Consider the following 24,860-nt stretch of genomic DNA (forward strand, 5'->3'; position numbering starts at 1 on the left):
AAAAAGGGAGGTAGGCCCCTTGCTAGATGTGAACAATTTTGAGTATATGAACATCGGTCTTGCTTCACCGGATAAAATCCGTTCATGGTCTTTTGGTGAAGTGAAAAAGCCTGAAACGATAAACTATCGTACATTGAAACCTGAAAAGGACGGCCTGTTCTGCGAACGCATTTTCGGACCGACTAAGGACTGGGAATGTCATTGCGGCAAGTACAAGCGGGTTCGTTATAAAGGCGTAGTTTGTGACCGTTGCGGAGTTGAAGTAACGCGGGCTAAAGTCCGTCGTGAGAGAATGGGGCATATTGAACTGGCTGCCCCGGTTTCTCACATTTGGTATTTCAAAGGTATTCCGAGCCGTATGGGTCTTGTATTGGATATGTCACCGCGTGCGCTGGAAGAAGTTATTTACTTTGCTTCTTACGTCGTAACTGACCCGGCCAATACACCGCTCGAAAAGAAACAGCTTTTATCTGAAAAGGAATACCGTGCGTATCTGGATAAGTACGGAAACAAATTCCAAGCCTCTATGGGTGCGGAAGCCATTAATAAACTTCTGCAGGACATCGACCTTGTCAAAGAAGTTGATATGTTAAAAGAAGAGCTGAAGACTTCTCAAGGACAGCGCCGTACACGTGCGATCAAACGCCTTGAAGTGCTTGAAGCCTTCCGTAATTCAGGAAACAAGCCGTCTTGGATGATCCTCGACGTGCTTCCGGTTATTCCGCCTGAATTAAGACCGATGGTTCAGCTTGACGGCGGACGTTTCGCAACGTCTGACCTGAACGACCTTTACCGTCGTGTCATCAACCGTAATAACCGTTTAAAACGTCTGTTAGACCTCGGCGCGCCAAGCATCATCGTTCAGAACGAAAAACGTATGCTTCAGGAAGCAGTCGATGCTCTGATTGACAACGGACGCCGCGGCCGTCCGGTTACCGGACCGGGTAACCGTCCGCTTAAATCTCTTTCTCACATGCTGAAAGGGAAACAAGGGCGATTCCGTCAGAACCTTCTCGGTAAACGTGTAGACTACTCAGGACGTTCCGTTATCGTCGTAGGTCCGCATCTGAAAATGTATCAGTGCGGTTTGCCGAAGGAAATGGCGCTTGAGCTCTTCAAGCCTTTCGTCATGAAAGAGCTTGTTGAAAAAGGCCTTGCTCACAATATCAAGAGCGCAAAACGCAAAATCGAACGCGTGCAGCCTGAAGTATGGGATGTACTTGAATCTGTCATTAAGGAGCATCCGGTCTTACTGAACCGTGCCCCTACTCTTCACAGATTAGGTATCCAGGCTTTCGAACCGACGCTTGTTGAAGGACGCGCCATCCGTCTTCACCCGTTAGTATGTACAGCTTATAACGCTGACTTTGACGGTGACCAAATGGCGGTTCACGTACCTTTATCAGCTGAGGCTCAAGCTGAAGCACGTATTCTGATGCTTGCAGCCCAAAACATCTTGAACCCTAAAGATGGTAAACCGGTTGTTACGCCGTCTCAGGATATGGTATTAGGAAACTACTACCTGACGCTTGAGCGCGCCGGAGCAGTCGGCGAGGGTATGGTCTTCAAGAATACAGACGAAGCGCTTCTTGCTTATCAAAACGGTTATGTTCACCTTCATACGAGAGTAGCTGTTGCAGCGAACTCCCTTAAGAATGTGACATTTACTGAAGAACAGCGTTCAAAATTGTTAATTACAACTGTCGGTAAGCTCGTCTTCAATGAAATTCTTCCGGAATCATTCCCTTACATGAATGAACCAACGAAGAGCAACATTGAAGAGAAGACACCTGACCGTTTCTTCTTAGATAAAGGTGCTGACGTAAAAGCTGTGATTGCTGAGCAGCCGATCAACGCACCGTTTAAAAAAGGTATTCTCGGTAAAATCATCGCGGAAATCTTTAAACGATTCCATATCACGGAAACGTCTAAAATGCTTGACCGCATGAAAAACCTCGGTTTCAGATATTCAACGAAAGCCGGCATCACAGTAGGGGTTTCTGATATCGTCGTTCTCGATGACAAACAGGAAATCCTTGAAGAAGCACAAAGCAAAGTTGATAATGTCCTGAAACAGTTCAGACGCGGTTTAATCACCGAAGAAGAACGTTATGAAAGAGTCATTTCAATTTGGAGTTCAGCGAAAGATGTTATCCAAGGCAAACTGATGAAATCATTAGACGAAGTCAACCCGATCTACATGATGAGTGACTCAGGAGCCCGTGGTAACGCATCTAACTTTACACAGCTTGCGGGTATGCGCGGTCTGATGGCCAACCCGGCTGGACGAATCATTGAATTGCCGATTAAATCAAGTTTCCGTGAAGGTCTGACAGTATTGGAGTACTTTATCTCCACTCACGGTGCGCGTAAAGGTCTTGCCGATACCGCCCTGAAAACAGCTGACTCAGGTTACCTTACACGCCGTCTTGTTGATGTTGCGCAGGATGTTATCATTCGTGAAACAGATTGCGGAACAGACCGCGGTATTCTTGCAAAACCGCTCAAAGAAGGCACGGAAATCATCGAGCGTCTGGAAGAGCGTCTGATCGGACGTTTCGCCAGAAAACAGATCAAACATCCTGAAACGGGTGCTGTGCTCATTAACGAAAATGAATTGATCGATGAAGATAAAGCGCTGGAAATCGTTGAATCCGGAATCGAAGAAGTGTGGATCCGTTCCGCGTTCACATGTAACACTCCTCATGGTGTATGTAAACGATGCTACGGACGTAACCTTGCAACCGGAACTGATGTTGAAGTCGGTGAAGCAGTAGGTATTATCGCCGCTCAATCTATCGGTGAGCCTGGAACACAGTTAACGATGCGTACGTTCCACACAGGCGGGGTTGCCGGAGACGATATCACACAAGGTCTTCCGCGTATCCAGGAGCTTTTCGAAGCGCGTAATCCGAAAGGTCAAGCGACGATTTCTGAAATTGACGGTACAATTGCCGAAATCAATGAAGTACGCGACAAACAGCAGGAGATTGTTGTTCAGGGCGCTGTTGAGACCCGTTCATACACGGCACCTTACAACTCACGCCTGAAAGTGGCTGAGGGTGATCAGATTACCCGCGGTCAAGTGCTGACAGAAGGTTCAATCGATCCGAAAGAACTTCTTAAAGTCACTGACCTGACAACGGTTCAGGAATATCTTCTGCATGAGGTTCAGAAGGTTTACCGTATGCAGGGTGTTGAAATCGGCGATAAACACGTAGAAGTAATGGTTCGCCAGATGCTTCGCAAAGTCCGTGTGATCGATGCCGGAGATACTGATGTTCTCCCTGGCACATTGCTTGATATTCACCAATTCACAGAAGCGAACAAAAAAGTGCTGCTTGAAGGCAATCGACCTGCTACAGGACGTCCTGTCCTTCTCGGTATCACGAAAGCTTCACTCGAGACGGATTCATTCTTGTCTGCCGCATCATTCCAAGAAACAACACGCGTTCTTACTGATGCTGCGATTAAAGGCAAGCGCGATGAACTTCTCGGCCTGAAAGAGAATGTTATCATCGGTAAACTGGTTCCGGCCGGTACCGGTATGATGAATTACAGAAAAGTAAAACCTGTTTCAAACGTTCAGCCTTCGGAAGATATGGTTCCGGCTGAATAACAGAAACTGCTGCAGGAAAGGCTGTTTCGACAGCTTTTCCTCAGTATTACAATTATTCTGGCGGGGGACTGCACTAAAAAATGTCATACGTTGTTGACATCCGTCCCGCAGAGTGATAATATAACCAAGGTGCTCGAAATAAAACCTGTTACTTTGGAGGATATGTTTATGTCTTATGATAAAGTATCACAGGCCAAATCAATTATTATTGGTACGAAGCAAACAGTGAAAGCTCTAAAACGAGGTTCAGTGAAGGAAGTCGTCGTGGCAAAAGACGCGGATTCAGTTCTTACGGCTGGCGTTATCCAGCTTGCAAAGAACCAAAATACCGCTGTCTGTATGGTGGATTCCATGAAAAAGCTCGGCAAAGCCTGCGGAATTGAAGTGGGAGCAGCAGCTGTTGCCATTATGTTATAGCGTACTTTTTGTTTTTATATAAGATATCAATCTTGTGTAAAGACATTGTTTTTTGCCTAATGATGAACCACCTGGGTATGTGGGTTATAAAACGTAATGAAGGGAGGAACACAACATGCCTACAATTAATCAGCTAATTCGCAAGGGACGCGTGAGCAAAGTTGAAAACTCTAAGTCACCTGCACTAAACAAAGGATACAACAGCTTTAAAAAAGAGCACACTAACGTATCTTCTCCACAAAAACGCGGGGTATGTACTCGTGTGGGTACAATGACACCGAAAAAACCGAACTCAGCACTTCGTAAATACGCTCGTGTTCGTTTGACTAACGGAATCGAGGTTACTGCCTACATTCCTGGTATCGGTCACAACCTGCAAGAGCACAGCGTTGTACTGATCCGCGGCGGACGTGTAAAAGACTTACCGGGGGTACGCTACCACATCGTTCGTGGCGCGCTTGATACTGCCGGAGTTGAAAACCGTGCGCAAGGCCGTTCTAAATACGGTACGAAACGTCCTAAAGCAAAGTAATCAAATAAATCATTAAAACTATGAAGGGAGGATATTCAGATGCCACGTAAAGGTCCTGTAGCAAAAAGAGATGTTTTACCTGATCCGCTTTACAACTCTAAGCTGGTATCCCGCCTGATCAACAAAATGATGATCGACGGTAAAAAAGGTAAATCTCAAACAATCCTATACAAGTCATTCGATATCATTAAAGAACGCACTGGCAATGATGCAATGGAGGTTTTCGAACAAGCATTGAAAAACATCATGCCTGTACTTGAAGTAAAAGCACGCCGTGTAGGTGGAGCTAACTACCAAGTGCCTGTAGAAGTTCGTCCTGAACGCCGTACAACTCTTGGTCTTCGCTGGTTGGTTAACTATGCGCGTCTTCGCGGAGAAAAAACAATGGAAGAGCGCCTGGCTAACGAAATTCTTGATGCAGCTAACAACACTGGTGCTGCCGTTAAGAAACGTGAAGACACTCACAAGATGGCAGAAGCGAACAAAGCATTTGCTCACTACCGCTGGTAGGATTCATATAATCAAAATAATAATTCCCTAATAAGGAAGGAGAAATTACCCAATGGCAAGAGAGTTCTCCTTAGAAAAAACTCGTAATATCGGGATCATGGCTCACATCGATGCCGGTAAAACGACTACTACAGAACGGATCTTGTTCTACACAGGCCGTATCCACAAAATTGGCGAAACTCACGAAGGTGCTTCGCAAATGGACTGGATGGAGCAGGAACAAGAACGCGGTATCACAATCACTTCTGCAGCAACGACTGCACAGTGGAAAGGTTACCGTGTAAACATCATCGATACACCGGGACACGTAGACTTCACAGTTGAAGTTGAACGTTCACTCCGTGTACTTGATGGTGCGGTTGCCGTACTTGATGCTCAATCAGGTGTTGAGCCTCAGACAGAAACAGTATGGCGCCAAGCAACAACTTACGGAGTACCGCGTGTTGTATTTGTCAACAAAATGGACAAAATCGGCGCAGACTTCCTTTACTCTGTAGGCACTTTAAGAGACCGTCTTCAAGCTAACGCTCACGCAATTCAATTGCCGATCGGTGCTGAAGACAACTTCGAAGGTATCATCGACTTAGTAGAAAACGTTGCGTATTTCTACGAAGATGACCTTGGAACTCGTTCAGATGCGAAAGAAATCCCTGAAGAGTACAAAGAGCAAGCTGAAGAGCTTCGCAGCAGCCTGATTGAAGCTGTAGCTGAGCTTGATGAAGAGCTTATGGAAAAGTACCTTGAAGGTGAAGAAATCACTATCCCTGAACTGAAAGCTGCTATCCGTAAAGGTACACTGAATGTTGAATTCTACCCTGTACTTGTTGGTTCTGCTTTCAAAAACAAAGGTGTTCAGCTTGTACTTGATGCTGTTCTTGACTACCTTCCTGCGCCAACTGATGTTGCTGCAATCAAAGGTGTACGTCCTGATACAGATGAAGAGATCGTTCGTCATTCTTCTGATGAAGAGCCGTTCTCTGCACTTGCATTTAAAGTTATGACTGACCCTTATGTCGGTAAGCTGACATTCTTCCGCGTATATTCCGGTACACTTGATTCCGGTTCATATGTAAAGAACTCTACAAAAGGCAAGCGTGAGCGCGTAGGACGTATCCTTCAAATGCACGCTAACAGCCGTGAAGAGATCTCTACTGTTTACGCTGGAGACATCGCAGCTGCTGTAGGTCTAAAAGATACTTCTACTGGAGATACTCTATGTGATGAGAAGGATCTTGTAATCCTTGAATCAATGGAATTCCCAGAGCCTGTTATCGACGTAGCGATTGAGCCTAAATCAAAAGCTGACCAAGATAAAATGGGTATCGCTTTAGCGAAACTTGCTGAAGAAGATCCTACATTCCGTACACAAACAAACCCTGAAACGGGTCAAACAATCATCTCTGGTATGGGTGAGCTTCACCTTGATATCATTGTTGATCGTATGAAGCGTGAGTTCAAAGTTGAAGCTAACGTTGGTGCTCCTCAAGTTGCGTACCGTGAGACATTCCGTACCGGTGCAAAAGTTGAAGGTAAATTCGTACGTCAATCAGGCGGACGCGGTCAGTTCGGTCACGTTTGGATCGAATTTGAACCGAACGAAGAAGGCGCTGGCTTTGAATTCGAAAACGCAATCGTCGGTGGTGTTGTTCCTCGTGAATACATCCCAGCCGTACAAGCAGGTCTTGAAGACTCTCTTGAAAATGGTGTCCTAGCCGGATTCCCGCTAATCGACATCAAGGCGAAACTTTTTGATGGATCTTACCATGATGTTGACTCAAATGAAATGGCGTTTAAAGTCGCTGCTTCTATGGCATTGAAAAATGCAGTCAGCAAATGTAACCCAGTTCTTCTTGAACCAATCATGAAAGTTGAAGTTGTTATTCCTGAAGAATACATGGGAGACATCATGGGTGATGTTACTTCTCGTCGCGGACGCGTAGAAGGTATGGAAGCTCGCGGTAACGCTCAAGTTGTGCGTGCGATGGTACCTCTTGCTGAAATGTTCGGTTACGCTACTGCCCTTCGTTCTAACACGCAAGGACGCGGTACGTTCACAATGTTCATGGATCACTACGAAGAAGTGCCGAAGAGCATCGCTGAAGAAATTATCAAAAAAAATAAAGGCGAATAATTGATTTTGCCACTTAACTCAAGTATAACTACTATTGTAAGATGAGGGAGTGAAAGCTTGCTTTCACTTTCTATCACTCTATACATTACTAATTAAAAGCTCTTAAGGAGGATTTTAGAATGGCTAAAGAAAAATTCGACCGTTCCAAATCACATGCCAATATCGGTACAATTGGACACGTTGACCATGGTAAAACAACATTAACTGCTGCTATCTCAACAGTACTTCATAAGAAATCTGGTAAAGGTACAGCTATGGCGTACGATCAAATTGATGGTGCTCCAGAAGAACGTGAGCGCGGTATCACAATCTCTACTGCACACGTTGAGTACGAAACTGACACTCGTCACTATGCACACGTTGACTGCCCAGGACACGCTGACTATGTTAAAAACATGATCACTGGTGCTGCGCAAATGGACGGAGCTATCCTTGTAGTATCTGCTGCTGATGGCCCAATGCCACAAACTCGTGAGCACATCCTTCTTTCTAAAAACGTTGGTGTACCATACATCGTAGTATTCCTTAACAAATGCGACATGGTAGACGACGAAGAGCTTCTTGAGCTTGTTGAAATGGAAGTTCGCGATCTTCTTAGCGAATACGACTTCCCTGGTGATGATGTACCAGTTGTTAAAGGTTCTGCTCTTAAAGCTCTTGAAGGCGATGCTGAGTACGAAGAAAAAATTCTTGAACTTATGGCTGCAGTTGATGAGTACATCCCAACTCCAGAACGTGACACTGACAAACCATTCATGATGCCAGTTGAGGACGTATTCTCAATCACTGGTCGTGGTACAGTTGCTACTGGCCGTGTAGAACGCGGACAAGTTAAAGTCGGTGACGAAGTTGAAATCATCGGTCTTCAAGAAGAAAACAGCAAAACAACTGTTACTGGTGTTGAAATGTTCCGTAAGCTTCTTGACTACGCTGAAGCTGGAGACAACATCGGTGCACTTCTTCGCGGTGTAGCTCGTGAAGACATCCAACGTGGACAAGTACTTGCTAAACCAGGTACAATCACTCCACACAGCAAATTCAAAGCTGAAGTTTACGTTCTTTCTAAAGAAGAGGGTGGACGTCATACTCCATTCTTCTCTAACTACCGTCCTCAGTTCTACTTCCGTACAACTGACGTAACTGGTATCATCAATCTTCCAGAAGGCGTAGAAATGGTTATGCCTGGAGATAACACTGAAATGATCGTTGAACTTATCTCTACAATCGCTATCGAAGAAGGAACTCGTTTCTCTATTCGTGAAGGCGGACGTACAGTTGGTTCAGGCGTTGTTTCTACAATCACTGAGTAATCGACTCGTTCATTAATGCGGGGTCCCTTATGGGGCCTCGTTTTTTTGTTTCCCCGCTGATTCCATGTATAATAGAACGTATACAAATTTTAGGAGCAGAGCGATGATCGATAACTTCAAGAAAACCAATCGTATTTCAATGCTTCAGCAATTGCTGATTAATGGCAGTGAACAAACCACTATGATTAATGGTGATGACAGGAGTAATCCGCTGCTTTTGTTTTTGCACGGCGGTCCCGGCACGCCTCAAATCGGCTATGCGAGAAAATACCAGAATAAGCTGGAAAAGCATTTCACCGTTGTGAACTGGGATCAGAGAGGGGCGGGTCTCTCTTATTCAAAGGAAATTCCGGGTTCATCTATGACTTTGGATCAGCTGACAGCCGATACCATTCATTTGACCGAACGCTTATGCAAGCAATTCAGCAGGCAAAAAATATATATCGCCGGCTATTCGTGGGGTTCAGTTCTGGCGCTTCATGTTCTTCAAGAAAGGCCTGATTTGTATTATGGGTATATCGGTATCAGTCAGGTGGTTAATATTCAAAAGGAAGAAACGGAAGCTTACCGGCTGATGATGGAATGGAGCAGGCAACGCAAACATTTCCTGCTGGAAAAGACGCTGAGCTTTATCGGAGCGCCTCCATGGGAGAAACAGCTGCAGCGAACGTTATTTCTGCTTTGTATCGAGATGAGGGGAGGGGGCTTTACCCATCATCCGATCGGTGCTCTTAAAGCGGGGGGGCGAATGCTGTTTGGTGAACCGTACGGTGTGAGAGGGAGCATCTTAGCCGCGCGGGGACAAATGTTCAGCTTGAAACACCTGTGGGAGGATCTCATTTTCTTTGATGCCGGGGAATCAGTTTCTTCTATTATAATACCGTGCTGTTTTATGTCAGGGAGATACGATTTGACGGTCCCGGGGACGACGTCTTATGAATATTATCAGAATGTTGATGCGCCGTATAAAGAATGGCATTGGTTTGAGAACTCAGCCCATTCGCCTCACTTGGAGGAACCGGATCGCTTTGCCGAAGTTGTCAGCCGGTTCGCATCGTTCCATCTCTGAAAGAAAACAGGCATATCCTTGATTAATCATGGTATCACCTGTATAATAATCAAAGTGTGAAAACCACAAGGTTCTTTAAATAAACCTTGCAACATACGTCTATTTTCTGTATAATAGTGTATGTTGGTCTTTGACTGCGATGAAGTGAGAGGTTGCTGACACACCCGGCCGCTTTGCCATGGCAAGGTGATCAGGTTTTTCTCACGGAGAACTGTCTAACGTGATGTAGGCGAAAAGGAGGGAAAATAATGGCAAAACAAAAAATTCGTATTCGTTTAAAAGCATATGATCATAGAATCCTTGATCAATCTGCAGAGAAGATTGTTGAAACGGCAAAACGTTCTGGTGCCAGCGTATCTGGTCCGATTCCGTTGCCAACTGAAAAATCAGTTTACACAATCCTTCGTGCGGTGCACAAATACAAAGATTCTCGTGAGCAATTTGAAATGCGTACACATAAACGTTTAATCGACATTGTGAACCCAACACCACAAACTGTTGATGCTCTCATGCGATTAGACTTACCATCTGGTGTCGATATCGAAATCAAACTTTAATTCTAAAATATAGAATGATCTTAATAGGAGGTGTGACGAATGACCAAAGGAATCTTAGGAAGAAAAATTGGTATGACGCAAGTATTCGCAGAGAACGGTGATCTTATCCCGGTAACTGTTATTGAAGCAGCTCCAAACGTTGTTCTTCAAAAGAAAACAGCTGAAAATGATGGCTATGAAGCGATCCAGCTTGGTTTTGACGATAAGCGTGAAAAGCTTTCAAACAAACCGGAAAAAGGACACGTTGCAAAAGCGGAAACTGCTCCTAAGCGCTTCGTTAAAGAATTACGCGGCGTGGATATGGATGCGTATGAAATTGGTCAGGAAGTCAAGGTTGAAATTTTCTCTGCAGGAGAAATCGTAGATGTAACAGGAGTATCTAAAGGTAAAGGTTTCCAAGGTGCAATCAAGCGCCACGGACAATCTCGCGGACCTATGTCTCACGGTTCACGCTACCACCGTCGTCCTGGTTCAATGGGACCTGTAGATCCTAACCGTGTATTCAAAGGTAAACTATTACCTGGACGCATGGGCGGAGATCAAATCACTGTCCAAAACCTTGAAATCGTAAAAGTAGATGCTGAGCGCAATCTTCTTTTGATTAAAGGTAACGTACCTGGTGCGAGAAAAACTTTAATCACTGTTAAAAGTGCTGTTAAATCTAAATAAGTCTCTTAGGAAAGGAGGAAATTGATCATGCCAAAAGTAGCATTATACAACCAAAACGGTTCTACTGCTGGTGATATCGAATTAAACGCGTCTGTATTTGGAATTGAGCCAAATGAGAGCGTAGTATTCGACGCTATTCTTATGCAAAGAGCTTCCTTACGTCAAGGATCTCACAAAGTAAAAAATCGTTCTGAAGTACGCGGCGGAGGTCGCAAACCATGGCGTCAAAAAGGTACAGGTCGTGCCCGTCAAGGTTCAATCCGTTCACCGCAATGGCGCGGGGGTGGTGTCGTATTCGGCCCAACACCACGCAGCTATTCTTACAAATTACCTAAAAAAGTTCGCCGCTTGGCAATCAAATCAGTATTGTCTTCTAAAGTGAACGACAACAACATTATTGTTCTTGAAGATCTTACTCTTGATACGGTTAAAACAAAAGAAATGGCAGCTATCCTTAAAGGATTATCTGTTGAGAAAAAAGCTTTAATCGTAACTGCGGATGCAAACGAAGCAGTATCTCTTTCTGCACGCAACATCCCTGGAGTTACAGTTGTTCAAGCTAACGGAATCAACGTGTTAGACGTTGTCAACCACGAGAAGCTTCTGATTACAAAAGCTGCGGTTGAAAAAGTAGAGGAGGTGCTTGCATAATGAAAGATCCTCGCGATGTTCTTAAGCGCCCCGTCATTACTGAACGTTCTGCTGATTTAATGACTGAAAAAAAATATACTTTTGAAGTTGATGTAAGAGCTAATAAAACAGAAGTGAAAGATGCAGTTGAAAGTATCTTTGGAGTGAAAGTTGACAAAGTCAACATCATGAACTACAAAGGGAAATCAAAACGTGTCGGCCGCTACACTGGTATGACTAGCCGTCGCAGAAAAGCGATCGTAAAACTTACTGCAGACAGCAAAGAAATCGAAATTTTTGAAGCTTAATTATCTGTAAAAAGAAGGAGGGAAATTCAAAATGGCGATTAAAAAGTATAAACCGACCTCTAACGGACGTCGTGGCATGACAACTTCAGATTTTGCTGAAATCACGACTGACCAGCCGGAAAAATCCTTGCTTGCGCCCCTTCACAAAAAAGGCGGACGTAACAACCAAGGTAAATTGACTGTACGTCACCAAGGTGGCGGACACAAACGCCAATACCGTGTTATCGACTTCAAACGCGATAAAGATGGTATACCTGGACGCGTTGCTACAGTTGAGTACGATCCAAACCGTTCAGCTAACATTGCACTAATCAACTATGTAGACGGAGAAAAACGTTACATTCTTGCACCAAAAGGAATTCAAGTAGGTACTGAAATCATGTCCGGCCCTGAAGCTGACATCAAAGTAGGTAACGCACTTCCGCTTATCAACATCCCTGTTGGTACAGTTGTGCATAACATTGAATTAAAACCTGGTAAAGGCGGACAGCTTGTACGTTCAGCTGGTACATCTGCTCAGGTTCTTGGTAAAGAAGGCAAATACGTTCTTGTACGTCTTAACTCTGGTGAAGTTCGCATGATCCTTTCTGCTTGCCGCGCTTCTATCGGTCAAGTAGGTAACGAGCAGCACGAACTGATCAACGTTGGTAAAGCAGGACGCTCTCGCTGGAAAGGCATCCGCCCTACAGTCCGCGGTTCTGTAATGAACCCTAACGATCACCCGCACGGTGGTGGTGAAGGTCGCGCGCCAATCGGACGTAAATCACCAATGTCTCCTTGGGGCAAACCGACTCTTGGATTCAAGACACGTAAGAAAAAGAACAAATCTGATAAATTTATCGTACGTCGTCGTAAAAATAAATAACGGGGTTGTCTACGGTTCATTTCGGACCGTAGTGCAATCACGAAGGGAGGTTCCAAAATGGCTCGCAGCTTGAAAAAAGGACCATTTGTCGATGGACACTTGATGACAAAAATCGAGAAATTAAATGAAACGGACAAGAAACAAGTTGTAAAAACTTGGTCTCGCCGTTCAACTATTTTCCCACAATTTATCGGTCACACTATCGCAGTATATGACGGACGTAAACACGTGCCTGTATTCATTTCTGAAGACATGGTAGGCCACAAGTTGGGCGAATTCGCACCGACTCGTACTTACAAAGGCCACGCCAGTGACGATAAAAAAACAAGACGCTAAGAGAGGAGGCTTTTAAATGCAAGCTAAAGCTGTTGCAAGAACAGTCCGTATTGCTCCTCGTAAAGCACGTCTAGTAATGGACCTGATTCGAGGTAAGCAAGTAGGCGAAGCAGTATCTATCCTGAACTTAACTCCGAGAGCTGCTTCTCCGATCATCGAAAAAGTTTTAAAATCTGCTATCGCAAATGCTGAGCATAACTACGAGATGGACGCTAACAATCTGGTTATTTCTCAGGCATTTGTTGACGAAGGCCCAACGTTAAAAAGATTCCGCCCGCGTGCTATGGGACGTGCGAGCCAAATCAACAAACGTACGAGCCACATTACAATCGTTGTATCAGAAAAGAAGGAGGGATAAGTAGTGGGTCAAAAGGTAAATCCAGTCGGTCTTCGTATCGGAGTCATTCGTGATTGGGAATCTAAGTGGTACGCTGGTAAAGATTACGCTGACTTCCTGCACGAAGATTTAAAAATTCGTGAATTCATTAGCAAACGCCTTTCTGACGCTTCTGTTTCTAAAGTAGAAATCGAGCGCGCAGCAAACCGCGTTAACATTACGATCCACACTGCTAAGCCTGGTATGGTAATCGGTAAAGGCGGATCTGAAGTTGAAGCACTTCGTAAAGCCCTTAACAGCCTTACTGGCAAGCGTGTACACATTAACATTCTTGAAATCAAAAGAGCAGATCTTGATGCTCAGCTTGTAGCTGACAACATCGCTCGTCAACTAGAAAACCGTATTTCTTTCCGCCGTGCGCAAAAACAACAAATCCAACGCACTATGCGTGCTGGAGCACAAGGTGTGAAAACAATGGTTTCCGGCCGTCTTGGCGGAGCTGATATCGCTCGTTCTGAATACTACAGTGAAGGAACTGTTCCATTGCACACTTTACGTGCTGACATCGACTATGCAACATCTGAAGCTGACACAACTTACGGTAAGCTTGGTGTAAAAGTCTGGATCTATCGTGGAGAGGTTCTTCCTACTAAGAAGAAAACTGAGGAAGGAGGAAAATAATATGTTATTACCAAAACGCGTTAAATATCGCAGAGAGCATCGCGGAAAAATGCGCGGTCGCGCTAAAGGCGGTACTGAAGTACATTTTGGTGAGTACGGTATCCAGGCTCTTGAAGCTTCTTGGATCACGAACCGCCAAATCGAAGCTGCACGTATTGCGATGACTCGTTACATGAAACGTGGCGGTAAAGTTTGGATTAAAATTTTCCCTTCAAAACCTTACACTGCTAAACCGCTTGAGGTACGGATGGGTTCCGGTAAAGGGGCTCCTGAAGGCTGGGTAGCTGTTGTAAAACCGGGCAAAGTTTTATTTGAAATTTCTGGTGTGTCTGAAGAGGTAGCTCGTGAAGCTCTTCGTCTTGCATCTCACAAATTGCCAATTAAAACGAAGTTCGTAAAACGTGAAGAAATTGGTGGTGAATCAAATGAAAGCTAATGAAATTCGTGACCTTACCACTGCTGAAATTGAACAAAAAGTAAAGTCTCTTAAAGAAGAACTTTTCAATCTTCGCTTTCAATTAGCGACAGGACAACTTGAAAATACTGCTCGCATTCGTGAAGTGCGCAAAGCTATCGCGCGCATGAAAACTGTGATTCGTGAAAGAGAAATTGCTGCCAACAAATAATCACTGAGGGGAGGTCGTGAGCATGAGCGAACGTAACCAACGCAAAGTTTACCAAGGCCGTGTTGTTTCTGACAAAATGGATAAAACCATCACTGTTGTTGTTGAAACATACAAAAAGGATCCTATTTACGGTAAACGCGTAAAATACTCAAAGAAATTCAAAGCACATGATGAAAATAACCAAGCTAAAATCGGAGACATCGTAAAGATCATGGAAACTCGTCCATTATCTGCAACTAAGCGTTTTCGTCTAGTAGAAGTTGTCGAAGAAGCTGTTATTATCTAATAAAGTTCGGAATTCTTTTTCCGAAGGGAGGTAACAAATAATGATTCAACAAGAGACTCGTTTAAAAGTTGCTGACAACTCCGGTGCGCGTGAGGTACTTACTATTAAAGTTCTTGGCGGTTCTGGACGTAAAACGGCTAACATTGGTGATGTAATTGTTTGCACGGTTAAACAAGCAACACCAGGAGGCGTTGTCAAAAAAGGTGAAGTCGTAAGAGCTGTTATCGTTCGCACAAAAAGCGGAGCACGCAGAACTGACGGATCATACATCAGCTTCGATGAGAATGCATGTGTTATCATCCGTGACGACAAGAGCCCGCGTGGAACTCGTATCTTCGGACCGGTTGCCCGTGAATTACGTGAAAACAACTTCATGAAAATTGTTTCTCTGGCTCCAGAAGTTATCTAATGAAATAAATGCCTTACTCAAGGAGGTGCGATCAGGATGCATGTGAAAAAAGGCGATAAAGTAATGGTTATCTCTGGTAAAGATAAAGGCAAACAAGGTACGATCCTTGCTGCTTTCCCTAAAAAGGACCGCGTTCTAGTTGAGGGCGTAAACATGGTGAAGAAGCACTCTAAACCAACTCAAGCAAACCCTCAAGGCGGTATTTCTAATCAAGAGGCGCCAATTCATGTATCAAACGTTATGCCGCTCGATCCTAAAACAGGTGAAGTGACTCGCGTAGGATACAAAGTGGAAGATGGCAAAAAAGTTCGTGTTGCAAAAAAATCTGGGCAAGTCTTAGATAAATAGTATTTAAAGGAAGGGAGGTCTATCTCATGAACCGCCTTAAAGAAAAGTACAATAAAGAAATTTCACCTGCTTTAATGACGAAGTTCAACTACGACTCTGTTATGCAGGTGCCAAAAATCGAAAAAATCGTAATCAACATGGGTGTCGGTGATGCTGTTCAAAACGCGAAAGCAATCGACAGTGCTGTTGAAGAATTAACGTTTATCGCAGGTCAAAAACCTGTCGTTACTCGTGCGAAGAAATCAATTGCTGGATTCCGTCTTCGTGAGGGAATGCCTATCGGTGCGAAAGTAACTCTTCGCGGAGAGCGCATGTATGATTTCCTTGATAAACTTATTTCTGTATCTTTACCGCGTGTACGTGACTTCCGCGGGATTTCTAAGAAATCTTTCGACGGTCGCGGAAACTACACTCTTGGTATTAAAGAACAGTTAATCTTCCCTGAAATTGACTACGATAAAGTAACAAAGGTTCGCGGAATGGACATCGTTATCGTAACGACTGCTAACTCTGACGAAGAGGCTCGTGAGCTATTAACTCAAGTAGGTATGCCGTTCCAGAAATAATCAATGAAAGGGAGGCGAAATCGTGGCTAAAAAGTCAATGATTGCGAAACAACAACGTACACCAAAGTTTAAAGTGCAAGAGTACACTCGCTGTGAACGCTGCGGACGTCCGCACTCAGTCATTCGTAAATTTAAACTTTGCCGTATTTGTTTCCGTGAGCTTGCATATAAAGGACAAATTCCTGGCGTGAAAAAAGCCAGCTGGTAATCCCCAAGAATGGGAAGGAGGTAATTATATAATGGTTATGACAGATCCAATTGCAGATATGCTGACTCGTATTCGCAATGCAAACATGGTACGTCATGAGAAGCTTGAAATTCCTGCTTCTAAATTGAAAAGAGAAATTGCTGACATTTTAAAGCGTGAAGGTTTCATTCGTGACGTTGAGTTCGTAGAAGACAGCAAACAAGGTATCATCCGCGTTTTCTTGAAATACGGACAAAACAACGAGCGCGTTATCACTGGTCTTAAAAGAATCAGCAAACCAGGTTTGCGTGTATACGCTAAATCAAATGAAGTACCTCGCGTACTTAACGGTCTTGGAATCGCGATTATTTCTACATCACAAGGTGTTTTAACGGACAAAGAAGCCCGTGCAAAACAAGCTGGTGGAGAAGTTCTAGCATACGTTTGGTAAGAAGTTTAACAAGAATGGAGGTGTTTTAGTATGTCTCGTGTAGGTAAAAAACTGCTTGAGATCCCTTCTGGAGTTACAGTAACGCTGAACGAAGGCAACACTGTAGCTGTAAAAGGACCAAAAGGAGAATTAACTCGTACTTTCCATCCTGATATGGAAATCAAAATTGAGGACAACGTGCTTACAGTTACTCGTCCTTCTGATCACAAAGAGCACCGTGCGCTGCATGGTACGACTCGCAGTCTGCTTGGAAACATGGTTGAAGGCGTATCTAAAGGATTTGAAAGAGGTTTGGAATTAGTCGGTGTCGGTTATCGTGCGGCTAAATCCGGAAACAAACTTGTTTTAAACGTTGGATACTCTCACCCTGTTGAGATCGTTCCTGAAGAGGGCATCGAAATCGAAGTTCCTTCTCAAACTAAAGTAGTTGTAAAAGGTACAGACAAAGAGCGTGTAGGAGCTATCGCTGCTAACATCCGCGCTGTACGTTCTCCAGAGCCTTACAAAGGTAAAGGAATCCGCTACGAAGGTGAAGTTGTTCGCCGTAAAGAAGGTAAATCTGCTAAGTAAGACCGCTTAAAGTGAAGAAAGGAGTGACCTAAGGATGATTACGAAAACTAGCAAAAATGCTGCTCGTCAAAAAAGACATGCCCGTGTTCGTGCTAAACTTTCAGGCACAGCTGAAAGACCTCGTCTGAATGTGTTCCGTTCAAACAAACACATTTATGCTCAAATCATCGATGATGTAAATGGCGTTACACTTGCTAGTGCCTCTACTCTCGATAAAGATTTGAACGTGGAAAGCACTGGTGACAGCGCTGCTGCTGCTAAAGTCGGTGAACTCGTTGCGAAACGCGCTTCTGAGAAAGGTGTTTCTGACGTAGTATTTGACCGCGGCGGATACTTATACCATGGACGTGTAAAAGCTCTGGCCGATGCAGCTCGTGAAGCCGGACTGAAATTTTAATAAAAAAAGGAGGGACACATGATTATGCGTCGTATTGACCCAAGCAAATTAGAGTTAGAAGAACGCTTAGTTACGGTTAACCGCGTAGCGAAAGTTGTTAAAGGTGGTCGTCGTTTCCGTTTCGCAGCTCTAGTCGTTGTCGGTGACAAAAACGGTCACGTAGGTTTCGGTACTGGTAAAGCACAAGAAGTACCTGAAGCCATCCGCAAAGCTGTTGAAGATGCGAAAAAGAATTTGATTGAAGTACCAATGGTTGGAACTACGATTCCACACGAAATCATCGGACGTTTCGGTGCAGGCAATATCTTGTTGAAACCTGCTTCTGAAGGTACTGGAGTTATCGCTGGAGGCCCTGTACGTGCGGTACTTGAGCTTGCTGGCGTTGCTGATATCCTTTCTAAGTCTTTAGGTTCTAACACACCGATCAACATGATCCGTGCAACACTTCAAGGTTTAAGTGAGCTTAAACGTGCCGAAGAGGTTGCGAAGCTTCGTGGAAAATCTGTAGAAGAACTGTTAGGATAAGGAGGGAACATTAATGGCTAAATTAGAAATTACCCTCAAACGCAGTGTAATCGGTCGCCCGGAAGATCAGCGCGTTACTGTAAGAACACTTGGTTTAAAGAAAACAAACCAAACTGTCGTTCATGAAGATAACGCTGCGATCCGCGGTATGATTAATAAAGTATCTCATCTAGTTTCTGTTAAAGAACAATAAAAATAAATTATAGGCTAAGGAGGTGTCCTAATGAAACTTCATGAATTAAAGCCTTCAGAAGGTTCACGTAAAGTACGCAATCGCGTAGGTCGTGGTATTGGTTCTGGTAACGGTAAAACAGCTGGTAAAGGTCACAAAGGTCAAAACGCTCGTTCTGGCGGCGGTGTACGCCCTGGATTCGAGGGGGGACAAATGCCTTTATTCCAACGTCTTCCTAAACGCGGTTTTACAAACATCAACCGTAAGGATTACGCTATTGTGAACGTAGACAAATTGAACGGTTTTGCGGAAGGAACGGAAGTCACTCCTGAACTTCTTCTTGAGACTGGTGTTATTAGCAAACTTAATGCAGGAGTAAAGATTCTTGGCAACGGTAAATTAGAGAAAAAATTAACTGTAAAAGCCAATAAATTCTCTGCTTCTGCGAAAGAAGCTGTTGAAGCTGCTGGCGGTACAGCTGAGGTGATCTAACTTGTTTAAGACAATCTCCAACTTTATGCGTGTGAGTGATATTCGGAATAAAATCATTTTTACATTACTCATGCTAATCGTCTTTCGCATAGGTGCGTTTATCCCTGTGCCATATGTAAATGCTCAGGCGTTGCAGACACAAAGTTCGATGGGGGTTTTTGATCTCCTTAATACATTTGGCGGCGGTGCGCTTTATCAGTTCTCCATTTTTGCGATGGGAATTACGCCTTACATCACTGCTTCAATCATCATCCAGCTGCTTCAGATGGATGTTGTGCCGAAGTTTACCGAGTGGTCTAAGCAAGGTGAAGTCGGCCGCCGTAAATTAGCTCAGTTCACGAGATATTTTACGATTGTGCTTGGTTTTATCCAGGCATTAGGTATGTCTTACGGGTTTAACAACCTGGCAAACGGTATGCTGATTGAAAAATCCGGCATATCGACATATCTGATTATTGCTTTAGTACTCACTGGAGGAACTGCTTTTTTAATGTGGCTGGGAGAACAAATTACTTCCAATGGAGTAGGTAACGGAATTTCGATCATCATCTTCGCGGGGATTGTGGCTAGTATTCCGAAAACTGTTGGGCAGATTTATGAGACTCAATTTGTCGGCAGCAGCGATCAGCTGTTTATTCATATTGTAAAAATCGCTTTACTGGTGATTGCGATTTTGGCCGTTATTGTTGGTGTTATTTTCATTCAGCAGGCCGTACGCAAAATCGCGATTCAATATGCAAAAGGGCAAGGTCGTTCACCTGTTGGCGGAGGCCAGTCAACTCACCTTCCGCTTAAAGTGAATCCGGCAGGGGTTATTCCGGTAATCTTTGCGGTTGCGTTTCTTATTACGCCGCGTACTATCGCGTCATTTTTCGGAGAAAACAATGTGACAAAGTGGATTCAAGCCAACTTTGACAATACACATCCGGTGGGCATGGCGGTTTATGTCGCATTAATTATCGCCTTTACGTACTTCTATGCTTTTGTGCAGGTAAACCCTGAACAAATGGCTGATAACCTTAAAAAACAGGGTGGCTATATCCCGGGGGTTCGTCCAGGGAAAATGACTCAAGATAGAATTACGAGCATTTTGTATCGACTTACGTTTGTGGGTTCTATATTCTTAGCCGTGATTTCCATTCTTCCTATCTTTTTCATTCAATTCGCTGGATTGCCTCAAAGTGCACAGATTGGCGGAACATCATTGTTAATTGTCGTCGGGGTAGCCTTGGAGACAATGAAGCAGCTGGAGAGCCAGTTAGTGAAACGTAATTACCGAGGATTTATGAAAAATTAGAGGACTGGTTTTAACCATTCCTCTAAATAAGAGAGGACGGGGGAAATCCGAATGAACTTAGTCTTAATGGGACTCCCTGGAGCCGGTAAAGGCACACAGGGAGAACGAATTGTTGAGGATTATGGGATACCTCATATCTCAACGGGAGATATGTTCCGTGCTGCTATGAAAGAAGAAACACCACTCGGACTCGAAGCAAAGTCTTATATTGATAAAGGCGAGCTCGTACCGGACGAAGTCACAATCGGCATTGTCAAAGAAAGACTCGGCAAAGATGATTGTGAAAGAGGTTTTCTTCTGGACGGATTTCCGCGAACAGTCGCTCAGGCTGAAGCTCTTGAAAACATTCTTGAGGAATACGGCAAGCCGATTGATTATGTCATTAACATTAAAGTAGACAAAGACTCTTTAATGGAACGTTTGACTGGACGCAGAATTTGCAGTGTTTGCGGCACAACCTATCATTTGGTTTTCAATCCGCCGAAAACGCCGGGTGTTTGTGATAAAGACGGAGGAGACCTTTATCAACGGGCAGATGATAATGAGGAAACCGTCTCAAAACGGCTTGAGGTCAACATGAAGCAGACTCAGCCTTTACTCGATTTTTATTCTGAGAAAGGGTATCTTGTCAACGTCAATGGCCAGCAGGACATTAACGACGTGTACAAAGATGTGAAAGAGCTTCTTGGAGGATTGAGCAAATGATTATCTGTAAGACCCCTCGTGAGCTTGGCATCATGCGGGAAGCAGGGCGAATCGTGGCTTTGACTCATGAAGAGATGAAAAAGCACATTAAACCAGGAATCTCGACAAAAGAATTGGATCAAATTGCCGAACGTTTTATTGAGAAGCAGGGTGCAATCCCATCTTTTAAGGGGTATAATGGGTTTCGCGGGAGCATTTGTGTATCAGTTAATGAAGAACTCGTTCACGGAATTCCCGGTAAAAGGGTTTTGCGTGACGGTGACATTATCAGCATTGATATCGGTGCTAAATTAAATGGTTATCATGGTGACTCTGCTTGGACATATCCGGTAGGAAACATCAGTGATGATGATAAACGACTGCTGGAAGTGACAGAGGAGTCTTTATATAAAGGCTTGAAGGAAGCAAAACCAGGTGAACGTTTGTCGAATATTTCCCACGCAATACAAACGTATGTCGAAAATGAGCAGTTTTCAGTTGTTAGGGAGTATGTCGGACATGGTGTTGGTCAAGACTTGCATGAGGATCCGCAAATTCCTCATTACGGTCCGCCAAACAAAGGACCTAGGCTGAAGCCTGGTATGGTTCTCGCTATAGAACCGATGGTTAACGCTGGCAGCCGATATGTGAAAACATTGGCTGATAACTGGACGGTTGTAACGGTAGATGGGAAAAAGTGTGCTCATTTTGAACATACGATTGCGATTACGGAAACGGGTTTTGATATACTGACAAAAGTCTAGATGATGAAATGAATTCCATGACATATGTTTTTCATTCCGCACCTGGGCAGATTGTAGGTTTACAATTGGTCGGAAGAAAAAACGGCTAGCTGCTGTCATCGGAATGAAGATTCATCATCGTGTACTAAAGCAGACGGAGAAAAGCGTACATTTCATTCTCCTTAGAAAAAGAATATCAATCATTCACCCTTTATGATTGCGTATCTCCGGAAGTTCAGAACAGTATAAACGAAACAGGGCGTGTGACAAACGGATAACTGAGATTTTCTCTTTTGAAATTTGTCAGAGAGCAAGTTACTGATTTGAAGAAGGGAGAACACTTGAATGGCGAAAGACGATGTAATTGAAGTGGAAGGTACGATTGTCGAAACACTGCCAAACGCGATGTTCAAAGTTGAACTCGAAAATGGCCATACGGTTTTGGCTCACGTATCTGGTAAAATCCGCATGCACTTCATTCGCATTTTACCTGGAGACAAAGTTACGGTAGAATTATCTCCATATGACTTAACTCGTGGCAGGATTACGTACCGTTACAAATAAAGCACTCCGGAAACTGAAGGAGGTTGGAAACACATGAAAGTGAGACCATCAGTTAAACCAATCTGCGAGAAATGTAAAGTTATTCGCAGAAAAGGAAAAGTAATGGTGATCTGTGAAAATCCAAAGCATAAACAAAAACAAGGATAATTAATAAGGAGGTGCCCAGAGAATGGCTCGTATTGCTGGTGTAGATATCCCACGTGACAAACGTGTTGTTATTTCTTTAACATATGTCTTCGGAATTGGCCGCACAACGGCTCAGCAAGTCTTGAAAGAGGCTGGTGTTTCTGAAGATACTCGTGTGCGTGATCTTACTGAAGAAGAACTTGGTAAAATCCGTGATGTTATTGACAAACTGAAAGTAGAAGGTGACCTTCGCCGTGAAGTTTCTCTTAACATCAAGCGTCTGATCGAAATCGGAAGCTACCGCGGAATCCGCCATCGCAGAGGTTTGCCTGTTCGCGGACAAAACTCTAAAAACAATGCGCGTACTCGTAAAGGTCCGCGTCGTACTGTAGCTAACAAGAAAAAATAAGTAAGGGAGGTACCTAAACAATGGCTGCTGCTCGTAAACAAAACACGCGTAAACGTCGCGTGAAAAAGAATATTGAGTCAGGAATCGCTCATATTCGTTCAACTTTCAACAACACGATCGTTACGATCACTGATACTCATGGTAATGCTCTTTCTTGGTCTAGTGCCGGAGCTCTAGGATTCAGAGGTTCTCGTAAATCTACTCCTTTTGCTGCGCAAATGGCTGCTGAAACAGCTGCTAAAGGTTCAATCGAACACGGACTTAAAACTCTTGAAGTAACTGTTAAAGGACCAGGTTCTGGCCGTGAAGCTGCAATCCGTGCTTTACAAGCTGCCGGACTTGAAGTTACAGCTATCAGAGACGTAACTCCTGTTCCTCATAATGGATGCCGTCCACCAAAACGTCGCCGCGTGTAATTTGTTTGTATAGATTTTGTGTCCCTGTCAATAATGGGTTATGATACAGTTATTTATGAAACGAATGCACCGACTCGTTGCCTGAGCACATACGGGACTAAACAATGGGGAATTTCGGATGGAATCTCATATGATTCTATTCGAGGTTTCGACGTTTTGAAGGAGGGTTTTAAGTAATGATCGAGATTGAAAAACCAAAAATCGAAACGGTTGAAATCAGCGACGATGCCAAATTTGGTAAGTTTGTCGTAGAGCCGCTTGAGCGTGGATATGGTACAACTCTGGGTAACTCCTTACGTCGTATCCTCTTATCCTCACTCCCTGGTGCCGCTGTAACATCGATCCAGATAGATGGTGTACTGCACGAATTCTCGACAATCGAAGGCGTTGTGGAAGATGTTACAACGATAATCTTGCACATTAAAAAGCTTGCATTGAAAATCTACTCTGATGAAGAGAAGACGCTTGAAATTGATGTACAGGGCGAAGGAACTGTCACAGCAGCTGATATTACACACGACAGCGATGTTGAAATCCTTAATCCGGATCTTCATATCGCGACTCTTGGTGAGAATGCGAGTTTCCGAGTTCGCCTTACTGCACAAAGAGGACGTGGGTATACACCTGCTGATTCGAACAAAAGAGACGATCAGCCTATCGGCGTGATTCCGATCGATTCAATCTTTACGCCAGTTTCTCGTTTATCTTATCAGGTAGAAAACACTCGTGTAGGCCAGGTTGCAAACTATGACAAACTTACACTTGATGTTTGGACTGACGGAAGCACTGGACCGAAGGAAGCAATTGCTCTCGGTTCAAAGATTTTAACTGAACACCTTAATATATTCGTCGGTTTAACTGACGAAGCTCAGCATGCTGAAATCATGGTTGAAAAAGAAGAGGACCAAAAAGAAAAAGTTCTTGAAATGACGATTGAGGAACTTGACCTTTCTGTCCGTTCTTACAACTGCTTGAAGCGTGCGGGCATTAACACGGTTCAAGAACTTGCGAACAAGACGGAAGAAGATATGATGAAAGTTCGCAACCTGGGACGCAAATCGCTTGAAGAAGTGAAAGCGAAACTAGAAGAACTTGGACTCGGCCTTCGCAAAGACGATTGATCTAGTTTCCATGTGAACTAGGATTTTCGTGTGTTTTTTATTTAGAAACAGCATTCCATTAAAGGAGGGGACATCACATGTCATACAGAAAACTAGGACGTACGAGTTCACAGCGTAAAGCTATGCTTCGTGATCTTACAACAGATTTGATCATCAACGAAAGAATTGAAACAACTGAAACACGTGCGAAAGAACTTCGCTCTGTTGTTGAAAAGATGATCACTCTTGGTAAGCGCGGTGACTTGCATGCTCGTCGTCAAGCTGCTGCATACATTCGCAACGAGGTTGCTAATGAAGAAAATAACCAAGATGCACTTCAAAAATTATTCTCTGACATTGCAACTCGTTACGAGGAGCGCCAAGGCGGATACACACGTATTATGAAGCTTGGTCCTCGCCGTGGTGACGGTGCACCAATGGCAATCATCGAATTGGTTTAATCACATATTTTTGTGTATCTAAAGAAGGGCGGGACAGTTTCTAACTGGATCTATGCCCTT

General features: G+C 44.0%; 37 protein-coding genes and 1 pseudogene. All 38 read left to right on the forward strand.

Annotated elements, in window-relative coordinates:
• Positions 1-19 precede the first annotated feature (19 nt).
• The 38 genes and pseudogenes from rpoC (at position 20) to rplQ (ending at position 24,800) form a co-directional block, all read left to right on the forward strand.
• On the forward strand, positions 20-3,619 hold the full coding sequence (rpoC, locus tag ACNFN4_RS20175) for a DNA-directed RNA polymerase subunit beta' (protein WP_022552485.1): 3,600 nt from the start codon (positions 20-22) through the stop codon (positions 3,617-3,619).
• Between the two features lie 168 nt (positions 3,620-3,787).
• Complete coding sequence (locus ACNFN4_RS20180) at positions 3,788-4,036, forward strand: 50S ribosomal protein L7ae-like protein (protein ID WP_003156443.1); 249 nt, start codon at positions 3,788-3,790, stop codon at positions 4,034-4,036.
• A 115-nt stretch (positions 4,037-4,151) separates the two neighbouring features.
• Positions 4,152-4,568, forward strand: coding sequence for a 30S ribosomal protein S12 (gene rpsL, locus ACNFN4_RS20185; protein ID WP_003156445.1), 417 nt, complete (start codon positions 4,152-4,154; stop codon positions 4,566-4,568).
• A gap of 39 nt (positions 4,569-4,607) precedes the next feature.
• The gene (gene rpsG, locus ACNFN4_RS20190) at positions 4,608-5,078 is read left to right on the forward strand and encodes a 30S ribosomal protein S7 (RefSeq protein ID WP_003156447.1); all 471 of its coding nucleotides are present in this window, start codon (positions 4,608-4,610) and stop codon (positions 5,076-5,078) included.
• A 52-nt stretch (positions 5,079-5,130) separates the two neighbouring features.
• Positions 5,131-7,209, forward strand: coding sequence for an elongation factor G (gene fusA / locus ACNFN4_RS20195; protein ID WP_007410399.1), 2,079 nt, complete (start codon positions 5,131-5,133; stop codon positions 7,207-7,209).
• Between the two features lie 119 nt (positions 7,210-7,328).
• Positions 7,329-8,519 (forward strand): elongation factor Tu, encoded by a 1,191-nt coding sequence (tuf, locus tag ACNFN4_RS20200; protein WP_007410400.1) that lies wholly within the window; start codon positions 7,329-7,331, stop codon positions 8,517-8,519.
• Positions 8,520-8,622: 103 nt separating this feature from the next.
• Complete coding sequence (locus ACNFN4_RS20205; RefSeq protein WP_104679159.1) at positions 8,623-9,588, forward strand: alpha/beta fold hydrolase; 966 nt, start codon at positions 8,623-8,625, stop codon at positions 9,586-9,588.
• 248 nt (positions 9,589-9,836) lie between these two features.
• On the forward strand, positions 9,837-10,145 hold the full coding sequence (gene rpsJ / locus ACNFN4_RS20210; protein WP_003156464.1) for a 30S ribosomal protein S10: 309 nt from the start codon (positions 9,837-9,839) through the stop codon (positions 10,143-10,145).
• Positions 10,146-10,184: 39 nt separating this feature from the next.
• Positions 10,185-10,814 (forward strand): 50S ribosomal protein L3, encoded by a 630-nt coding sequence (rplC, locus tag ACNFN4_RS20215; protein ID WP_007410402.1) that lies wholly within the window; start codon positions 10,185-10,187, stop codon positions 10,812-10,814.
• 27 nt (positions 10,815-10,841) lie between these two features.
• On the forward strand, positions 10,842-11,465 hold the full coding sequence (gene rplD, locus ACNFN4_RS20220; RefSeq protein ID WP_007615239.1) for a 50S ribosomal protein L4: 624 nt from the start codon (positions 10,842-10,844) through the stop codon (positions 11,463-11,465).
• A complete protein-coding gene (rplW, locus tag ACNFN4_RS20225; protein WP_003156467.1) occupies positions 11,465-11,752 on the forward strand; it encodes a 50S ribosomal protein L23 in 288 nt (95 codons plus the stop codon). Before rplD ends, rplW begins: the two co-directional genes overlap by 1 nt.
• A gap of 31 nt (positions 11,753-11,783) precedes the next feature.
• Positions 11,784-12,617 (forward strand): 50S ribosomal protein L2, encoded by an 834-nt coding sequence (gene rplB, locus ACNFN4_RS20230; RefSeq protein WP_003156470.1) that lies wholly within the window; start codon positions 11,784-11,786, stop codon positions 12,615-12,617.
• Positions 12,618-12,674: 57 nt separating this feature from the next.
• On the forward strand, positions 12,675-12,953 hold the full coding sequence (gene rpsS / locus ACNFN4_RS20235) for a 30S ribosomal protein S19 (protein ID WP_003156472.1): 279 nt from the start codon (positions 12,675-12,677) through the stop codon (positions 12,951-12,953).
• Positions 12,954-12,969: 16 nt separating this feature from the next.
• On the forward strand, positions 12,970-13,311 hold the full coding sequence (gene rplV, locus ACNFN4_RS20240; protein ID WP_003156475.1) for a 50S ribosomal protein L22: 342 nt from the start codon (positions 12,970-12,972) through the stop codon (positions 13,309-13,311).
• 3 nt (positions 13,312-13,314) lie between these two features.
• Positions 13,315-13,971, forward strand: coding sequence for a 30S ribosomal protein S3 (gene rpsC, locus ACNFN4_RS20245; protein WP_003156476.1), 657 nt, complete (start codon positions 13,315-13,317; stop codon positions 13,969-13,971).
• Position 13,972: 1 nt separating this feature from the next.
• Positions 13,973-14,407, forward strand: coding sequence for a 50S ribosomal protein L16 (gene rplP, locus ACNFN4_RS20250; RefSeq protein WP_003156478.1), 435 nt, complete (start codon positions 13,973-13,975; stop codon positions 14,405-14,407).
• On the forward strand, positions 14,397-14,597 hold the full coding sequence (gene rpmC / locus ACNFN4_RS20255) for a 50S ribosomal protein L29 (protein WP_003156482.1): 201 nt from the start codon (positions 14,397-14,399) through the stop codon (positions 14,595-14,597). The genes rplP and rpmC overlap by 11 nt, the downstream gene beginning before the upstream one ends.
• Positions 14,598-14,619: 22 nt before the next feature.
• Positions 14,620-14,883 (forward strand): 30S ribosomal protein S17, encoded by a 264-nt coding sequence (gene rpsQ, locus ACNFN4_RS20260; protein ID WP_003156484.1) that lies wholly within the window; start codon positions 14,620-14,622, stop codon positions 14,881-14,883.
• A gap of 40 nt (positions 14,884-14,923) precedes the next feature.
• A complete protein-coding gene (gene rplN / locus ACNFN4_RS20265) occupies positions 14,924-15,292 on the forward strand; it encodes a 50S ribosomal protein L14 (protein WP_007410404.1) in 369 nt (122 codons plus the stop codon).
• A gap of 36 nt (positions 15,293-15,328) precedes the next feature.
• Positions 15,329-15,640: a 50S ribosomal protein L24 gene (gene rplX / locus ACNFN4_RS20270; RefSeq protein WP_003156486.1), complete on the forward strand. Its 312-nt coding sequence runs from the start codon at positions 15,329-15,331 to the stop codon at positions 15,638-15,640.
• 26 nt (positions 15,641-15,666) lie between these two features.
• The gene (gene rplE / locus ACNFN4_RS20275) at positions 15,667-16,206 is read left to right on the forward strand and encodes a 50S ribosomal protein L5 (protein WP_003156487.1); all 540 of its coding nucleotides are present in this window, start codon (positions 15,667-15,669) and stop codon (positions 16,204-16,206) included.
• A gap of 22 nt (positions 16,207-16,228) precedes the next feature.
• Positions 16,229-16,414, forward strand: a complete 186-nt coding sequence (gene rpsN, locus ACNFN4_RS20280; protein ID WP_003156488.1) for a 30S ribosomal protein S14 — start codon at positions 16,229-16,231, stop codon at positions 16,412-16,414.
• A gap of 31 nt (positions 16,415-16,445) precedes the next feature.
• Positions 16,446-16,844 (forward strand): 30S ribosomal protein S8, encoded by a 399-nt coding sequence (rpsH, locus tag ACNFN4_RS20285; protein ID WP_003156489.1) that lies wholly within the window; start codon positions 16,446-16,448, stop codon positions 16,842-16,844.
• Between the two features lie 30 nt (positions 16,845-16,874).
• Complete coding sequence (gene rplF / locus ACNFN4_RS20290) at positions 16,875-17,414, forward strand: 50S ribosomal protein L6 (protein WP_003156490.1); 540 nt, start codon at positions 16,875-16,877, stop codon at positions 17,412-17,414.
• Between the two features lie 34 nt (positions 17,415-17,448).
• On the forward strand, positions 17,449-17,811 hold the full coding sequence (gene rplR / locus ACNFN4_RS20295) for a 50S ribosomal protein L18 (protein ID WP_003156492.1): 363 nt from the start codon (positions 17,449-17,451) through the stop codon (positions 17,809-17,811).
• Positions 17,812-17,835: 24 nt separating this feature from the next.
• Positions 17,836-18,336, forward strand: a complete 501-nt coding sequence (gene rpsE / locus ACNFN4_RS20300; protein ID WP_003156493.1) for a 30S ribosomal protein S5 — start codon at positions 17,836-17,838, stop codon at positions 18,334-18,336.
• A gap of 13 nt (positions 18,337-18,349) precedes the next feature.
• Positions 18,350-18,529, forward strand: coding sequence for a 50S ribosomal protein L30 (gene rpmD / locus ACNFN4_RS20305; RefSeq protein ID WP_003156497.1), 180 nt, complete (start codon positions 18,350-18,352; stop codon positions 18,527-18,529).
• Positions 18,530-18,559: 30 nt separating this feature from the next.
• Entirely contained in the window at positions 18,560-19,000 is a 441-nt protein-coding gene (gene rplO / locus ACNFN4_RS20310; protein ID WP_007410405.1) for a 50S ribosomal protein L15, read from the forward strand.
• Between the two features lies 1 nt (position 19,001).
• Positions 19,002-20,297, forward strand: a complete 1,296-nt coding sequence (secY, locus tag ACNFN4_RS20315; RefSeq protein ID WP_007615246.1) for a preprotein translocase subunit SecY — start codon at positions 19,002-19,004, stop codon at positions 20,295-20,297.
• 51 nt (positions 20,298-20,348) lie between these two features.
• A complete protein-coding gene (locus tag ACNFN4_RS20320) occupies positions 20,349-21,002 on the forward strand; it encodes an adenylate kinase (protein ID WP_007410407.1) in 654 nt (217 codons plus the stop codon).
• Positions 20,999-21,745 carry a type I methionyl aminopeptidase gene (gene map, locus ACNFN4_RS20325; protein WP_007410408.1) on the forward strand — a complete coding sequence of 249 codons (747 nt, stop codon included), beginning with the start codon at positions 20,999-21,001 and terminating at the stop codon, positions 21,743-21,745. The genes ACNFN4_RS20320 and map overlap by 4 nt, the downstream gene beginning before the upstream one ends.
• Before the next feature lie 112 nt (positions 21,746-21,857).
• Positions 21,858-22,092: pseudogene (locus tag ACNFN4_RS20330) on the forward strand (KOW domain-containing RNA-binding protein); the annotation flags it as partial.
• Positions 22,070-22,288: a translation initiation factor IF-1 gene (infA, locus tag ACNFN4_RS20335; protein WP_003156508.1), complete on the forward strand. Its 219-nt coding sequence runs from the start codon at positions 22,070-22,072 to the stop codon at positions 22,286-22,288. The pseudogene ACNFN4_RS20330 and the gene infA, both read left to right, overlap by 23 nt.
• A gap of 33 nt (positions 22,289-22,321) precedes the next feature.
• The gene (gene rpmJ, locus ACNFN4_RS20340; RefSeq protein ID WP_003156543.1) at positions 22,322-22,435 is read left to right on the forward strand and encodes a 50S ribosomal protein L36; all 114 of its coding nucleotides are present in this window, start codon (positions 22,322-22,324) and stop codon (positions 22,433-22,435) included.
• A 22-nt stretch (positions 22,436-22,457) separates the two neighbouring features.
• Positions 22,458-22,823 carry a 30S ribosomal protein S13 gene (gene rpsM, locus ACNFN4_RS20345; RefSeq protein ID WP_003156545.1) on the forward strand — a complete coding sequence of 122 codons (366 nt, stop codon included), beginning with the start codon at positions 22,458-22,460 and terminating at the stop codon, positions 22,821-22,823.
• A 20-nt stretch (positions 22,824-22,843) separates the two neighbouring features.
• Positions 22,844-23,239 carry a 30S ribosomal protein S11 gene (gene rpsK, locus ACNFN4_RS20350; protein ID WP_007410409.1) on the forward strand — a complete coding sequence of 132 codons (396 nt, stop codon included), beginning with the start codon at positions 22,844-22,846 and terminating at the stop codon, positions 23,237-23,239.
• Positions 23,240-23,415: 176 nt separating this feature from the next.
• Positions 23,416-24,360, forward strand: a complete 945-nt coding sequence (locus tag ACNFN4_RS20355; protein WP_003156549.1) for a DNA-directed RNA polymerase subunit alpha — start codon at positions 23,416-23,418, stop codon at positions 24,358-24,360.
• A 77-nt stretch (positions 24,361-24,437) separates the two neighbouring features.
• The gene (gene rplQ / locus ACNFN4_RS20360; RefSeq protein ID WP_003156550.1) at positions 24,438-24,800 is read left to right on the forward strand and encodes a 50S ribosomal protein L17; all 363 of its coding nucleotides are present in this window, start codon (positions 24,438-24,440) and stop codon (positions 24,798-24,800) included.
• The last annotated feature ends 60 nt before the right edge of the window (positions 24,801-24,860 follow it).

This window comes from Bacillus sp. N1(2025), from assembly GCF_053470005.1.